The organism is Gemmatimonadaceae bacterium (genome assembly GCA_020851035.1).
GTDB lineage: Bacteria > Gemmatimonadota > Gemmatimonadetes > Gemmatimonadales > Gemmatimonadaceae > JACMLX01.
In genome coordinates, this window is record JADZDM010000002.1 from 332,406 (window position 1) to 346,196 (window position 13,791).

The following is a 13,791-nucleotide window of genomic DNA, read 5'->3' on the forward strand; positions in this document are numbered from 1 at the left end:
GCTGCGGGCCCCACGGCTCGGCGCGCGCACCCCCGCGTATCTTCTGCCGGACCCTTCACCGCCCCGCCCATGCACAAGCGCGACTTCCTCCGCTCCCTCGGCGCCACCACCATCGCCGGCCTCCTCGGCGAGCGGGCCTGGGCCCGGTTCGAACGGCTCCCCGCCCCCGCACTGGCCGCCAGTGAGGACTTCTGGGTGGCGCTGCGCCGGCAGTACCGCCTCAAGCCCGACTACATCAACCTCGAACACGGCTACTACTCGATGCAGGCGAGCCCCGTGCTCGAGGCGTTCATCGGCAGCGTGCGGGAGGTGAACTACCAGGGCTCCTACTACCTGCGCACCGTGCAGGGGGACGACAAGCTCGCCGCGCGCGAGCAGCTCGCCACCCTCGCCGGCTGCACACCCGCGGAGCTGATCATCACCCGCAACACCACCGAGTCGCTGGATACCGTCATCGCCGGCATCGACTGGAAGCCGGGCGACGAGGCGGTCATGGCGGCGCAGGACTACGGTGCGATGCTCGACCAGTTCGCCCTCCAGGCCCGGCGCTTCGGGATGGTCAACCGGATCGTGTCACTCCCGAACGACCCCGCCTCCGACGACGAGCTGGTGCAGCTCTATGCCGCCGCCATCACGCCGAAGACCCGCCTGCTGCTCCTCAGCCACCTGGTGAACATCACCGGCCAGATCCTGCCGGTGCGGAAGATCGTGGCGATGGCGCAGGCGCGCGGGGTGCCGGTCGCGGTGGACGGCGCCCACGCCTTCGCCCACCTGGACTTCCGCATCCCGGACCTCGGCGCCGACTACTACGCGGCCAGCCTCCACAAGTGGCTGGGCGTGCCGCTCGGCTCGGGGCTGCTCTACGTGCGGCGTGACCGCATCGCGTCGCTCTGGCCGCTGTTCGGCGACATGGGATTTGCGGATGACGACATCCGGAAACTGAACCACACCGGCACCCACCCGGTGCACACCGACCTCGCCATCCAGCACGCGATCACGTTCCACGGGAGCATCGGCACCGCCCGGAAGGAGGCCCGCATGCGCTTCCTGAACCAGTACTGGACGTCGAAGGTGCGCGGCGTGCGGAACGTGGTCCTCAACACACCCGCCGACCCGCTCCGCTCGGCCGCGATCGCGAACGTCGGCATCGTCGGCATGGAGCCAGGCGCGCTCGCGAAGACGCTGCTGGAGCGCTACCGCATCTGGACGGTGGCGATCGACCGCGAGAACGTGCGCGGCGCGCGCATCACGCCGCACCTCTACACGACCACCGCCGAGCTGGACGTGCTCGTGCGGGCACTGACGGAGCTGGCGTCGGCGGCGTAAGACGGCCGGTCAGCGCGGCAGGACCAGCAGGCCCATCGGCACCCGTCGCCATCCGGGCCAGCGCTGCATCGCGCCGCTGGCCGCGCGCAACTGGAGCTGGGCGCTGATGCCCCCGTCGAGCATCACGGCGCGGCTGCAGCCGAGGGCGCCCATCAGGGCCGCCGTCTCCGGCGTGGTGAGGCCGAAGGGCACGGCGCCGAGCGTGGGGCCGAAGGCATCGAACCGGGTGAGGACCACCAGCACCGACCCATCGCGCCGGGTGCCGATCGCCAGCCGCGCGTCGCGGTGGGTGAGGTCCACGCCCGCGGTGCTGTCACGCAGCATCGACGGCACCTCGCCGTCGCCGGTGAGGAGCGTCGGGAAGCTCTGGAAGGCTGTCCTGACAGCCGCCATGCGGTCGCTCCCGGCGAACTCTGCAGGAGAGCGAAGGGAGACCCGGCCCGCTGAGTCGAACACCACCGCGCTGGACAGCGGCCCGATCCCCGGGGCGCGCCACTCGCGGCCCTCCAGCACCACCCAGCCCCACGGCAGCGTGCCGAGCAGGGTGACCGCGAACTGTCCGGCGTTGACGGCGAGCAGGGCCGTGACAGGGGTGGCGGTGGTCCGCCAGGCGGCGCGGCGGGAGAGGTAGCCGTTGGCGTCGCGCTCATAGGTGAAGGCCGTGTCGAGTGCGAAGCGGACCCTGGCGGGGTCGATGCGCACGACGATCGCACGGGTACGCCACGCCTCGCCATCACCCCGGAGCGGCAGTTCGGCCCACGTGATGCCGGCACGTCCCGCGCGCCATCGAAGTGACGCAATCAGTGCACTGTCACCGGTATTCCAGCGGGTGGGGGGCACGGCATCGGGGCGCCAGAGGCCGCGCCAGCCGCCGTCCCCCGCAACGGAGAGCGGCGCCTTCTGGGCGCCGCTCGTCACTGCTCCGCACAGGCACGCGGCGAGCACCGGCGCGCGCACCAGCGCTGGGATCATTCGCTGCCGGAGAACGCGCGGCGCAGGTCGCTGCGGCGGGACGTCAGCAGGTCGTACTCGGCGCGTGTGAAGGTGCGCGTGATCGCGGCGTCCTGCCGCATCCCGGCCAGCCACGAGGCGATGCGCTCCCACATCATGCGCGACTGGGCATTGGTCATGCCGCCGCCCACGTCTGCGCCAGACGGTGACGTGCTGGCCAGCAGGCCTTCCGACTCCTTCTGGACGGCCTGGGATCGCGCGTTGTACGCCTCGGCGCGCACCATGCTGGCCGGCTTGGCCGGCGTCGCGCCGCACTTGGTCCGGATGCCGCGGTTGAGCACGGTGGTATCGGCGGAGCTGCCCATCAGGTTCATGGCCCGCTCGGTGGCGCGCTGGGCGGCCGCCTGGTCGCCGCGCTGCTGCGCCGCGCCCATCTCCTGCATCGCTGCGACGATCTCCTTCACCTTCGGATCGTTCTGCATCGCTGCGGGATTGGACTGGAACCGCATCATCAGCTCCTGCATGCGCTTCTCGCTCGCGTCCTCGGCCGCCTTGCGCGCGTCGCGGGCACACTCGTCCCAGCGGGAGGTCGCCGAGCGATAGGCGCTCTCCTCTCGCTCGTTCGTGAACAGGCGCGCCGAGTCGGCCAGGGCGCGGGACTGTTCCTGCAGCTGCTCGTAGCGCCGCCGGTTCCCCTCGCGCTGCGTCTTCGCCCGCTGCATCGCGGCCACGTAGCGGTCCAGCCGCTCGCCGGTGATCTCGACGGTGGTGGCGTCGAACACCGGATCCACCAGCATCGCGACGTTCGCCTTGTCGTCCACCTTCTGCTCCACGCGGCGCTCGACGGCGCGGCGGAGGCCCCCGAACTGCGCCTCGGCCGGTGCGCTCAGGCACGCGCCGGCGACCAGGACGATCAACGAACCGGGGAGTACTCCCCGGACACAGGACATGGCAGGCATGACAGGCACTCCCTTCAGGGTGTCTGGGACTCGATCCAGCCCGCCGCGACGGAGCGGGGGCATGGCCGCAACACGGCGGTGAGGACTCTCCCATCAAAGCAACGCCGGAAGGCCCGGCATCATCTCAGCGAACACACAAGCGAACCCATCCTTGCGTCAGGCGGCCGGCCGTTACATCGCGCACGGCGCTCGCGCCGAACTCTACCACACGGACCAAACGTCAGCCTAGCGCCCATGGAGGGGCCGCCCACGCCGCTCAGGTGGAGCCGGCCGGCCTGAGCATGGTCCCGGCGAGCTCCCGCACGATCTTCGCCGCCACGGCGGCGGTGAGGCCGGTCCGGTCGCGCGCGGGATTGAACTCGACCACGTCGGCGCCGATGATCGGCCCCTCCAGCGCATGGATCATCGAGATCACGTCACGCACCGACAGCCCGCCCGGCTCCCAGTGGCTCACGCCGGGTGCGAAGGCGGGATCGAGGGCGTCCATGTCGAACGAGACGTAGACCGGCCCCTCGATCCGGGGACGCGCGCCAGCGGCGAAGTGCCGCATCTCGATGACCTGTGTCCCGAAGCGCTGCGACTGCTCGCGCTGGTGTGCGCTCAGCGTGCGCAGTCCCACCTGCACCAGCCGGCTGCAGAGCCCCTCCTCCATCACCCGCGCGAAGGGGCACGCATGCGAGTGGCGGTCGCCCTCATAGTGGTCGTACAGGTCCGAGTGCGCGTCGATGTGCAGCAGCGCCGGCCGCGGATGGACGCGGTGCACGGCGCGCAGGATGGGGTACGTGATCGAATGGTCACCACCGAGCGAGATCGGGCGCGCACCACCGCGCAGCACGCGCGCGATGCCCTCGGTGATCCGTTCGCGCGTGTGCTCGCCCGGTTCGTTCGGCAGGTCGAGGTCACCGGCGTCGGCCAGCCCACCGGGTGCGAACAGGTTGATGCCTGCCTCGGTCCAGTCGTTCCCCGCCGGTGAGTGCAGCGCCGCGCGGATCAGGGCCGGCGCCTCCGCCGGTCCGCGGAGGAACGACGAACTGGCGTCGTACGGCACGCCGACGAGGCACGGTGGCGGCAGCGTCATCTCACGTCACTCCTGCACCCAGACCATCGCCTGCCCTTCCAGCTTGGCACGCACCAGGAAAGCGCGGTCACCGGTGGCGACGCTCTCGACCTGGAAGTTCGAGATGCTGCCACCGATCACGACACCCGGCGCAACGGTGCGGTTGAGGAGCTGGAGCATGGTGGTGCGGGCGGAGTCGAGCTGGGCGCCGAGTTGCACGCGTCCGCCATTGGTGGCCTTGCGGATGGCGCGGCCGATGAGCGGCGCGGCCAGCGTGGCCTTCACCCGCGACAGGGCGCCGCGGCTGGCGAGGCTCCAGTCCAGCTCATCGAGCCGCAGTTCGCGTGCCGTCGCATCCCAGCGCATCCGCGACGCCAGCGTGAGGCGGCCGGTGAGCGCGCCCGAGACATCGAGGCCGATGCGGACGCTGTCGCCAGTGGCCGAGACGTGCACCTGTTGCACCTTCACGCTGGTGGCGGCGGTCTCGGCGACCAGCAGCTCGGTGGCCCGGCGATCGAGCTCGTCGAACGGCAGTTCCACCGTGAGCGGGATCACGAAGCCCGACGGGCTGGTGCCGAGCATCAGCGGGGGGAGTGCCCGGTCGATGGTCGCCGGCTTCGCACCCGCGATCACATGGGGGCGCGCATAGACCACGATGGCGGTGCGGAAGCTCGGTCCGACGCCCGACAGCGGCACCACCCGGATGGTCTCGGGATCGAGCACCAGCCAGAGCGTGTTGAGCGTGTCGAGCGGTGACGGCTCGAGGAAGCTCTTCCAGATCGAGTCGGCGAGGGGGCGCAGGTCGGCCGCGGTGGGCATCGCCGAGTCCACCTGGGCGGCGAAGGTGCGGAGCTGGCCGTCGACGACCGACTTCAGCGCGGACGTGGCGTCGATCTGCAGCGCCGTCACCCGGCAGGCATCGAGCAGCGTGGCGCTGAACTGCGTCTCCTTCGAGGCGATGCTCCAGTTGTTGCGCCAGTAGAGCGTGGTGCTCATGGCGAGGGTGGCGCGGCGCATGGCCTCGGGCGCGAAGCCGCAGCTCGCGATGCCGGCACCCGGGACGCCGACCCGTGCGCGGTAGCGCAGGTTGGTGGTGATGGCGAAGCGATCCCCGGTGGCGGAGAGCTGCAGCGGGTCGCGCTGGTAGCCGTACTGATGGCAGACCAGGCGTGCGTAGTTCTGGCAGGCGGCGGTGGCGAGCGAATCGCGCGCCGGGAAGAGCGAGTCGAGGACGGGGACGAGTGCCTTGAGCACGTACGTGACCTGCACCGGGATCACGGCCAGCGGCACCGGCGCGGCCGCCGGACGCACCGGTGGGACCACGGCGCCGGAACCGCCCACCGGCGTGGGAGCCGGCACGACCGTGGCCGGCGCGCTGCCGCCGCACGCGACCAGGAGCAGGGCGACCAGCGCACTGCCCCACCGCGCGGGCGTGATCATGCCTTGCGCAGGAACTCGGTCTTGAGGACGAGGCCCCGCACCTTCTCGTGGTTCGCCTCGATCTCGCCGTCGTTGCCGTTGAGGCGGATGTTCTTGATGGTGGTGCCCCGCTTGAGGGTCACGGAGGAACCCTTGACCTTGAGATCCTTGATCACGAGCACCGTGTCGCCATCGGCGAGGGGGTTGCCGTTGCTGTCGCGCACGATGACGTCGTCCATGGCCTGGGCTGGTGAGGGGTCGGCACGGCCGGTGCCACGCTGGCACCGCCGATGACCGGAGAATACCCGGGGCGGCTAGATTCGGGTATGACCGAATCCCTGACGGAGCGCACGTGAGGATCGTCGGCGGCAAGTTCAAGGGCCGCGACCTCACCTCACCGAACGACTTCCGCGTGCGTCCCACGGCGGAGAAGGTGCGCGCGACGCTGCTGGACCAGCTGAAGGCCGACCTGGCGGGTGCGCGCGTGCTGGACCTCTTCGCCGGCACGGGAGCCCTCGGGCTCGAGGCGATCTCGCGCGGGGCGAAGTACGCCGACTTCGTCGAGACGCGCCCGAGCAGCCTGCACGCGCTGAAGGCCAACGTGGGCCTGCTGCGCCTGTCCACCAAGTGCCGGATCTACAAGCGCGACGCGGTGCAGTTCGCCGAGATGCTCACCGAGCAGCGCTGGGACATCGCCTTCGCCGACCCGCCGTACGACTCGAAGATGCTCGACCGCGTCGTGACCGCCTGGCACGCCACGAAGTTCTCGCGGATCCTGGCGGTCGAGCATGCGCGCGAACATCCGATCCCGCTCGGGGTCTGGCGCACGGCGTACGAAGACACCGGACTGACGATCTATCGCGTCTGAGGCATCCTGAACTGCCTTGACGCAAAGGCGCCAAGGGCGCGAAGGCCGCAAAGAGTTCTGCGCCGATTGCTGACCCCGTTGCGCGGCTGGCTATTCAGAAAGACACGAGGGAACTGCACTCGCTGCTGCAGTTCCCTCGAGTATTCGATCATCGCCTAGCGCGACTTCCTTCATCGAGCGAGCGGAGCACTTTGCGTCCTCTGCGTCCCTTTGCGCCTTTGCGTCAAAGCAGTTCAGCCGTTCAGCCGTTCAAGCCATCTTCGCCTGAAGCCGGCGGTCGATGGCGTCGAGGAAATCCTCGGTGGACAGGTACGGCGAGTCCTTGCTGATCAGGATCGCGAGATCCTTGGTCATCTCGCCCGATTCCACGGCCTCGATGCAAACGGCCTCGAGGGCGTTGGCGAAGTCCACCACGGCCGGCGTGCCATCGAGCTTGCCGCGATGGGCGAGGCCGCGGGTCCACGCGAAGATCGACGCGATGGGGTTGGTGGAGGTCTTGTTGCCCTTCTGGTGCTCGCGGTAGTGGCGGGTGACGGTGCCGTGGGCGGCCTCGGCTTCCATCGTCTTGCCGTCGGGCGTCAGCAGCACGGAGGTCATCAGGCCCAGTGAGCCGAAGCCCTGCGCGACGATGTCCGACTGCACGTCGCCGTCGTAGTTCTTGCAGGCCCAGACGTAGCCGCCTTCCCACTTCAGTGCCGCGGCGACCATGTCGTCGATCAGGCGGTGTTCGTAGGTCAGGCCCTTGGCGTCGAAGTCCGTCTTGAACTCGTCCTGGAACACCTGCTCGAAGATGTCCTTGAAGGCGCCGTCGTAGGCCTTGAGGATGGTGTTCTTGGTGCTGAGGTACACCGGGTAGTTGCGCTGCAGGCCGTAGGTCAGGCTGGCGCGCGCGAAGTCGCGGATGGAGTCGTTGAAGTTGTACATGCCCATCCCGACGCCGCCGTCGGGCCCGAACTTCACGACCTCGAACTCCATCGGCGCGCTGCCGTCAGCCGGCGTGTAGGTCATCGTCAGCGTGCCGGCGCCAGGTGCCTTGAAGTCTGTGGCCTTGTACTGGTCACCGTGTGCGTGACGGCCGACGACGATCGGCTTGGTCCATCCCGGCACCAGGCGCGGGATGTTCTTCATGATGATCGGCTCGCGGAAGATCACGCCGCCGAGGATGTTGCGGATGGTGCCGTTGGGGCTCTTCCACATCTTCCTGAGCCCGAACTCCTTCACGCGGGCCTCGTCAGGCGTGATGGTGGCACACTTCACCGCCACGCCGTGCTTCTTCGCCGCCTCGGCCGAGTCGATGGTGACCTGGTCACCGGTGGCATCGCGGTGCTCGATCCCGAGGTCGTAGTACTCGAGCTGCACGTCGAGGTACGGGAGGATCAGCTTGTCCTTGATGAACTGCCAGATGATGCGGGTCATCTCGTCGCCGTCCATCTCGACGACCGGGTTCAACACCTTGATCTTGGCCATGACGCATTCCTGAGCGTGGGTCGGTCACACCGCAGGGCTGCGGTGGCGGATGTGCTGGCGGGGATTCTAGTGGATCGAGCGAGGCGGCGACAACGGCCGGGCCCGGCAGCCGCAGGCGACAGCCAGGTCACGGTCCGCGCGGCGCCCGGTCACGAGCATGCGACAACTCGGCGATGCAGGCAGTTCGTGACGGTCGGCGTGATCGACGGCGGATATGGTGCGGCGTTCATGCGGGGCACGCCCACCTCGCAGCTTTTCCCATCCGCCAGCCCGCCACGCCCGATGAAGCCACTCGCTGCACTCCTCACCGCCACGCTCGTCGCCACCGCGACGCCGGCACCGGCGCAGACCGTCAGCAATGCGCAGTTCGTGAACGGCATCGCCGTCGCCGCCACCACGCTCGACAACTCCGCCGGATCGGCGTTCGACCGGCGCGTGGGGATGTTCTCGGGCCTGTTCTACGACCCGATGCGCGGCGAGTGGTGGGGCGTCTCCGATCGCGGCCCGGGCGGCGGCACCCTGCCGTACGAGACGCGCGTCCAGCGATTCACGCTCGATGTGGACCTCGCAACGGGGCGCATCAGCAACTTCCAGGTGCAGGCCACTGTGAAGTTCACCAGCCGAGGCGCCGCACTGAGCGGGCTCGCCCCGAACCCCGTCGCCACCCTCGGCAGCGCCTTCGACCCCGAGGGCATCGTCATCAACCCGCTGAACGGCAACATCCTCGTCTCCGACGAGTACGGGCCGTCGGTGGTCGAGTTCAACCGCGCCGGTGAGGAAGTACGCCGCTTCACCGTGCCGGCGAACCTCGTCCCACGCAACGCCGTCACCGGCGCGCCGAACTTCGCCAGTGATGCCGGGAACACCGCCGGCAAGGCGAACAACCGCGGCTTCGAGGGGCTGGCGATCACGCCCGACGGGAAGTACGCGTACGCCACCCTGCAGAGTGCGATGCTGGACGAGGGCGCCGGCAGCGGCTTCTACACGCGCATCGTGAAGTATGACATGGCCACCGGGGAGGCCGTGGGTCAGTACCTGTACAAGTTCGAGCGGACCGGCCAGGGGCGCGGAGTGTCCGAACTCGTGGCGCTCGGCAACGACCGCTTCCTGATCATCGAGCGCAACAACCGCGGCATCGGCATCGGCGCCGCGCTCACGCCGGCCGACAAGAGCGTCTTCCAGATCGACCTGGCCGGTGCGACCGACGTGTCGGCCATCGCGATCACCAACGGCGTGCTCCCCGCCGGCGTGGTGCCGGTCGCGAAGAGCGCGCAGATCATCGACCTCGACGCCGACCGGCTGGCCGCTCTCGGCAACCTGTCGCCCGAGAAATGGGAGGGCCTCGCCATCGGCCCACGGCTGGCCGACGGCCGATACCTCGTGCTCGCCGGCAGCGACAACGACTACAGCGTCACGCAGAACGGTGCCGGCACGCAGTTCGACGTCTGGCTGAACTTCCTCGACGCCGACCCGTACGCGACGTCGATCCAGTGCCCGCTCGGCCTCGTCACCGGCTGTGTGCGCACGACGGATGGCTCGGCCGTCGACCTGACCGCCAGCTACGCCATGCTGCCCGGCGTGCTGCACGCCTACGCCGCCGACATCCCGGGCCTGGTCTCGGTGGTGCCGGAGCCGGCGACCGGGATGCTGCTCGTCGTCGGCCTCGGTGTGCTCGCCCTGATCCTGCCGCGCACGCCGCGCCGCGGGGCCTGACGACCAGCCCCACCCGGGCGCGGAACGGCGTTGCGTGCGCCAGAGCTTCCTCCTCGGCGCCGGTGCGTGGTGCTGCTGACGTTGGAGGAGAAGCCGCTGCGGCCCTACTTGCCCGGATGGTATGTCCGCTCGGTGTGCCCGGTGAGTTGCGACCGGTAGAAGTAGACGTCGCGGAGGTCGCCCGCCGCGTAGCGGGCGGCCTGGTCGTTGAAGTGCTTCGCCTCCGGTCGGCTGTCCAGCCCACCGGCGGTGACGGCCTTCGCCCGCACGCTGTCGCCGAACTCCACGATCGCAACGAAGCTGTTGCCGCTGGTGCCGTACCAGCGCCTGGTGCCGGGGTACGGCCGCGCGCCGAACGACGCGAGTGAACCCCAGCGTGACGACGTGAACGGCACCGGGATGCTCGCGCCCTCATCGGAGAACGGCTGCACGATGTCGCCCGTCAGGCGCTGGAAGCGGTTGATGTCGCCCCAGGGCGTCTGCCAGGTGCCGAAGGCCGCGCTGAGCGAGTCGGTGGCCGCCGCGAGGCTGGCCAGCTTGACGGCCGGCGTGGTCTTCCCCGTCATGTAGTCGTACACCGACATGTCCTCGCTCTCGGCGTCGGCGCGCGAGTGGCGCCAGAGCTCCTCGCCCCAGTACACCGCCAGCGAGGTCGGCACCGAGGCCGCCGCCCAGCGATGGTCCCAGCCGCGCAGCGCCGTGACCGGGCCCGCCAGCTTCGCCTTGAGCGGGTCGGCCGGCGGCAAAGCGTCATACGCCGTGACCAGCAGCGGCACCAGGTCGGCGAACGCCGGCAGGTAGCTGTCGTACGCCGCGTCGCGCAGCGACGCGATGGTGAAGTCGGACTTCCCGGACAGCACCCGCATGGCGTGGATGCCGCGCGGGTTCTCGAACCCTTCCTCCATGTAGCGCGGGAACGCCGACCGCTTCGGGCTCGCCGTCCCCGACACCGAGTACGGCCAGTTGTTCGTATTCTGGATCCAGCCGGTGGACGGGTTCAGCACGTTCGGGCTCTCGTCCAGTGAGTGCACCCCGCGATAGCTCGTGGCGCTGTCGCTGCCATCCACCGGCGCGTGCCAGTCGAACGCCAGGCTCCGGCGCGGCACGTGGTTGGCGTGGAAGTACGCGATGTTCCCATCGGCGTCGGCGTAGACGGTGTTGTTCGAGGAGTTGGTGTGGAGCTCCATCGATGCGCGGAACTCCGCATAGCTGCGCGCCTTGGTGCGCGTCCAGCTCTGCGTCAGGGCCTTCACCGGCTCCTGCATCAGGGCCACGCTCACCCACTTGCCGTCCGCCTGCCGCACCACCGGGCCATGGTGCGTGGAGTACACCGTGAACGTCCGCGGCGTGCCCCCCTTGATGGCGACGGTCACCTGCCTGGACACCACCGGCCGGTCGCTCCCCGCAAACCGGTACACATACCCGCTGTCGCGCTTCGTCACGGTCTCCGCGTACTCGTCGATCACGTCGGCGCCGCTGGAGGTGTGCATCCAGCCGGTCCGGTCGTTGAACCCCTGGTAGATGAAGAACTGTCCCCACGTGGATGCCCCGTAGGCATTCAGGCCTTCCTCGCTCACCATCTGCGACTCCTCGCGGAAGAAGAACGAGGTGTGCGGGTTGATCAGCAGGAGGGCCCGCTTCGCGGCGGTGTTCTTCGGCGCGATCGCGATGCCGTTGGACCCCGTCGGCTCGTGCGCGGGCGCGAAGCGCTCGGCGGAGGGCCGCGGTGCCACGTCCGTCGCCGCCACCGCGGTCCCGCCGCCGTAGAACGCCTCGAGCTGCTTCAGCGAGACGTCCTCGATGTCACCGCCAATGCTCCCCTCGCTGAAGGTGAGCGCCATCCAGGGCTCGAAGTGCGTGAGCACCTTCGGGGCCGTGCCCGGATGGGTGTGCAGGTAGAAGTTCAGCCCGTCGGCCCAGGCCGTGCAGAGGACCTGCAGCCACGCCGGACTGGCGGCGAACTGTCTCCGGATCTCCACCGGGTCGATGAAGAGCTTCATCCGCAGGTCGCGCCAGGTGGCCGATGGCCCCTCCGCCTCCGCCCGGCGGCCCATGGCGTCGAGGTAGTTCATCTCGATGCGGTTGAAGTCGTCCTCGGCCTGCGCGTAGATCATGCCGAAGACGGCGTCGGCGTCGGACTTGCCATAGATGTGCGGGATGCCCCAGTCGTCGCGGATGATGGTGACGCGCGCCGCCTGCTCCTCCCACTTCGCGACGTCGGCCGGTGCCGCCGCGCTCGCGGCCGCCTCCTGGCCACCGTCCCGCGTGGTGCCACCCGAACAGCCGGTCAGGACGAGCACTGCCACCAGACACGCGGACTTTCGCATTCGGACCTCGAAGGGGGCGGGAGAATCGGACGACGGGGGATGCTCGCTTCCGGTCCACGCTTCTGCAACGGGCATGGCCGCCGGGAGGCTGATCGAGCGCCACCCTTTCGCCGGCGAGGTCGCCCGGGCACGTTTTTCTGGCGCGGCTCCCGCGTCGCGTCACCTCACGCCTTCCCCGCCCCGACATGCCCTGCCACCAGCACCCTGCCTGCCAGCGCCGCGCCCGGCGCCTGGCGCGCCGCGTCTCGCTCCTTGGCGCCGCCATCGTTGCCGCGCTCTCCACGACGCCGGCAGCGGGGGCACAGATCCCGCAGGCCGAGTACAACGCGCGCCGGGACTCGCTGGCCGCGAAGCTCGGTGATGGGCTGCTGGTGGCGTTCGGCGGGCGGACCCCGGTGGCGGACTTCGGGCCGTTCTTCCAGCTCCCCGACTTCCGCTACCTCACGAACTACAACGAGCCCGACGCCGTGCTGGTGATGGCGGTGCGCGGCGGCAAGGCGCACGCGACGCTGTTCATCACGCCGGCCGGCGCGCGGCAGGCGTTCTACTACGGCAAGCGCCCCGACTCCCTGACGGTCGAGCAGACGCTTGGCATGCGCGCGCGCAGTGCCGGCGTGGTCGAGCAGGTGATCGACTCGCTGGCACGGACGGCGAAGACGGTGTTCACGCTGGCCGACTTCGCGGCCTCGGACTTCGCTGTGCAGGACTCGCTCACCCGCGGCCAGCAGTGGGAGCGCCGGTTCGCCGCCGCGCACCCGTCGATCACGATGCGGGATGCGCACCCGTACGTGTACCAGATCCGGGCGAAGAAGAGTGACGCCGAGCTGGCGCTGATCCGGAAGGCCGCCGAGATCAGCTCCGAGGGGCACCGTGCCGCGATGCGGCTGGAACAGCCGACCCGGGAATACGAGCTGCAGGCCGCCATCGAGTACGAGTTCATGCGGCGTGGCGGCGCGCGCCCGTCGTACGGCTCGATCGTGGGCGGCGGGATCCGCGGGACGCAGCTGCACTACATGCGCAACCGTGGCGAGATCAAGCCGGGTGACCTGGTGGTGATCGACGCCGCCACCGAATACGAGGGGTACGCCGCCGACGTGACACGGTCCATTCCCGTCAGCGGCACATTCACGGCCGACCAGCGCGAGATGTACCAGCTCGTGCTGGATGCGCAGCTGGCCGCGGAACGGAACTCCAAGGTCGGCATGTCGTCGATCGCGGCGCAGGACTCATCGGAGGACGTGCGTGCGCGAGGCCTGGCGCGGCTCGGGCTGATCGAGGGCGTGGATGCCCAGCTCGACATGCCCTGGCGCACCGACTGCACCAACGCCCCGCGCTCGTGCCGCCAGTCGATGTTCTGGATGATCCACGGCATCAGCCACGGCATCGGGCTCGCGGTGCACGACCCGGCGCAGTTCTACAGCGGCGACCGCACGTTCAAGGTCGGCGACAGCTTCACGATCGAGCCCGGCATCTACATCAGCACGGCGATGCTCGACGCGCTGCCGGACACGCCGCGGAACCGGGCCTTCATCGCGAAGGTCAAGCCGGCGGTGCTCCGCTTCCAGAACACCGGCGTGCGGATCGAGGACGACTACATCGTGACGCCCACCGGCACCGAGCGGATCTCGAACGCGCCGCGCGAGATCGCGGAGATCGAGGCGCTGATGCGCAACCGCCCGCGCCCCGTGCCCTGACCCGTCGGCG

The 13,791-nt window shown here is 69.7% G+C and carries 11 protein-coding genes; 4 read left to right on the forward strand and 7 right to left on the reverse strand.

Annotated elements, in window-relative coordinates; all coding sequences use genetic code 11:
* Nucleotides 1-69 precede the first annotated feature (69 nt).
* A complete protein-coding gene (locus IT355_02200; protein ID MCC7052049.1) occupies nucleotides 70-1,326 on the forward strand; it encodes an aminotransferase class V-fold PLP-dependent enzyme in 1,257 nt (418 codons plus the stop codon).
* A gap of 9 nt (nucleotides 1,327-1,335) precedes the next feature.
* Here the strand turns inward: IT355_02200 and IT355_02205 are convergent, their stop codons facing one another.
* From IT355_02205 to IT355_02225, 5 genes are all read right to left on the reverse strand, one after another.
* Nucleotides 1,336-2,244, reverse strand: coding sequence for a phosphodiester glycosidase family protein (locus tag IT355_02205; GenBank protein ID MCC7052050.1), 909 nt, complete (start codon nucleotides 2,242-2,244; stop codon nucleotides 1,336-1,338).
* A 50-nt stretch (nucleotides 2,245-2,294) separates the two neighbouring features.
* A complete protein-coding gene (locus IT355_02210; GenBank protein ID MCC7052051.1) occupies nucleotides 2,295-3,194 on the reverse strand; it encodes a hypothetical protein in 900 nt (299 codons plus the stop codon).
* Nucleotides 3,195-3,492: 298 nt separating this feature from the next.
* Nucleotides 3,493-4,314 (reverse strand): agmatinase, encoded by an 822-nt coding sequence (speB, locus tag IT355_02215; GenBank protein MCC7052052.1) that lies wholly within the window; start codon nucleotides 4,312-4,314, stop codon nucleotides 3,493-3,495.
* Nucleotides 4,315-4,320: 6 nt separating this feature from the next.
* Nucleotides 4,321-5,733 carry a DUF4403 family protein gene (locus IT355_02220; protein ID MCC7052053.1) on the reverse strand — a complete coding sequence of 471 codons (1,413 nt, stop codon included), beginning with the start codon at nucleotides 5,731-5,733 and terminating at the stop codon, nucleotides 4,321-4,323.
* Nucleotides 5,730-5,951, reverse strand: a complete 222-nt coding sequence (locus IT355_02225; protein ID MCC7052054.1) for an alkylphosphonate utilization protein — start codon at nucleotides 5,949-5,951, stop codon at nucleotides 5,730-5,732. Before IT355_02225 ends, IT355_02220 begins: the two co-directional genes overlap by 4 nt.
* A gap of 113 nt (nucleotides 5,952-6,064) precedes the next feature.
* Between IT355_02225 and rsmD the strand changes: the two genes are divergently transcribed.
* Nucleotides 6,065-6,580 (forward strand): 16S rRNA (guanine(966)-N(2))-methyltransferase RsmD, encoded by a 516-nt coding sequence (rsmD, locus tag IT355_02230; protein MCC7052055.1) that lies wholly within the window; start codon nucleotides 6,065-6,067, stop codon nucleotides 6,578-6,580.
* A 249-nt stretch (nucleotides 6,581-6,829) separates the two neighbouring features.
* Here rsmD and IT355_02235 read toward each other — a convergent pair whose 3' ends face one another.
* Complete coding sequence (locus tag IT355_02235; GenBank protein ID MCC7052056.1) at nucleotides 6,830-8,047, reverse strand: NADP-dependent isocitrate dehydrogenase; 1,218 nt, start codon at nucleotides 8,045-8,047, stop codon at nucleotides 6,830-6,832.
* A 282-nt stretch (nucleotides 8,048-8,329) separates the two neighbouring features.
* Between IT355_02235 and IT355_02240 the strand changes: the two genes are divergently transcribed.
* Nucleotides 8,330-9,760: an esterase-like activity of phytase family protein gene (locus IT355_02240; GenBank protein ID MCC7052057.1), complete on the forward strand. Its 1,431-nt coding sequence runs from the start codon at nucleotides 8,330-8,332 to the stop codon at nucleotides 9,758-9,760.
* 104 nt (nucleotides 9,761-9,864) lie between these two features.
* Here the strand turns inward: IT355_02240 and IT355_02245 are convergent, their stop codons facing one another.
* Complete coding sequence (locus IT355_02245) at nucleotides 9,865-12,087, reverse strand: penicillin acylase family protein (GenBank protein MCC7052058.1); 2,223 nt, start codon at nucleotides 12,085-12,087, stop codon at nucleotides 9,865-9,867.
* Nucleotides 12,088-12,272: 185 nt separating this feature from the next.
* Here IT355_02245 and IT355_02250 point away from each other — a divergent pair, with 185 nt between their 5' ends.
* Nucleotides 12,273-13,781: an aminopeptidase P N-terminal domain-containing protein gene (locus IT355_02250; protein MCC7052059.1), complete on the forward strand. Its 1,509-nt coding sequence runs from the start codon at nucleotides 12,273-12,275 to the stop codon at nucleotides 13,779-13,781.
* Nucleotides 13,782-13,791 lie beyond the last annotated feature (10 nt).

Excerpts from the sequence above, each read along its gene's own strand:
- IT355_02240 (MCC7052057.1), top strand. The coding sequence starts at position 8,330 with ATGAAGCCACTCGCTGCACTCCTCACCGCCACGCTCGTCGCCACCGCG.
- IT355_02235 (MCC7052056.1), bottom strand. The coding sequence starts at position 8,047 with ATGGCCAAGATCAAGGTGTTGAACCCGGTCGTCGAGATGGACGGCGAC.
- IT355_02245 (MCC7052058.1), bottom strand. The coding sequence starts at position 12,087 with ATGCGAAAGTCCGCGTGTCTGGTGGCAGTGCTCGTCCTGACCGGCTGT.
- IT355_02225 (MCC7052054.1), bottom strand. The coding sequence starts at position 5,951 with ATGGACGACGTCATCGTGCGCGACAGCAACGGCAACCCCCTCGCCGAT.
- IT355_02200 (MCC7052049.1), top strand. The coding sequence starts at position 70 with ATGCACAAGCGCGACTTCCTCCGCTCCCTCGGCGCCACCACCATCGCC.
- speB (MCC7052052.1), bottom strand. The coding sequence starts at position 4,314 with ATGACGCTGCCGCCACCGTGCCTCGTCGGCGTGCCGTACGACGCCAGT.
- IT355_02250 (MCC7052059.1), top strand. The coding sequence starts at position 12,273 with ATGCCCTGCCACCAGCACCCTGCCTGCCAGCGCCGCGCCCGGCGCCTG.
- IT355_02220 (MCC7052053.1), bottom strand. The coding sequence starts at position 5,733 with ATGATCACGCCCGCGCGGTGGGGCAGTGCGCTGGTCGCCCTGCTCCTG.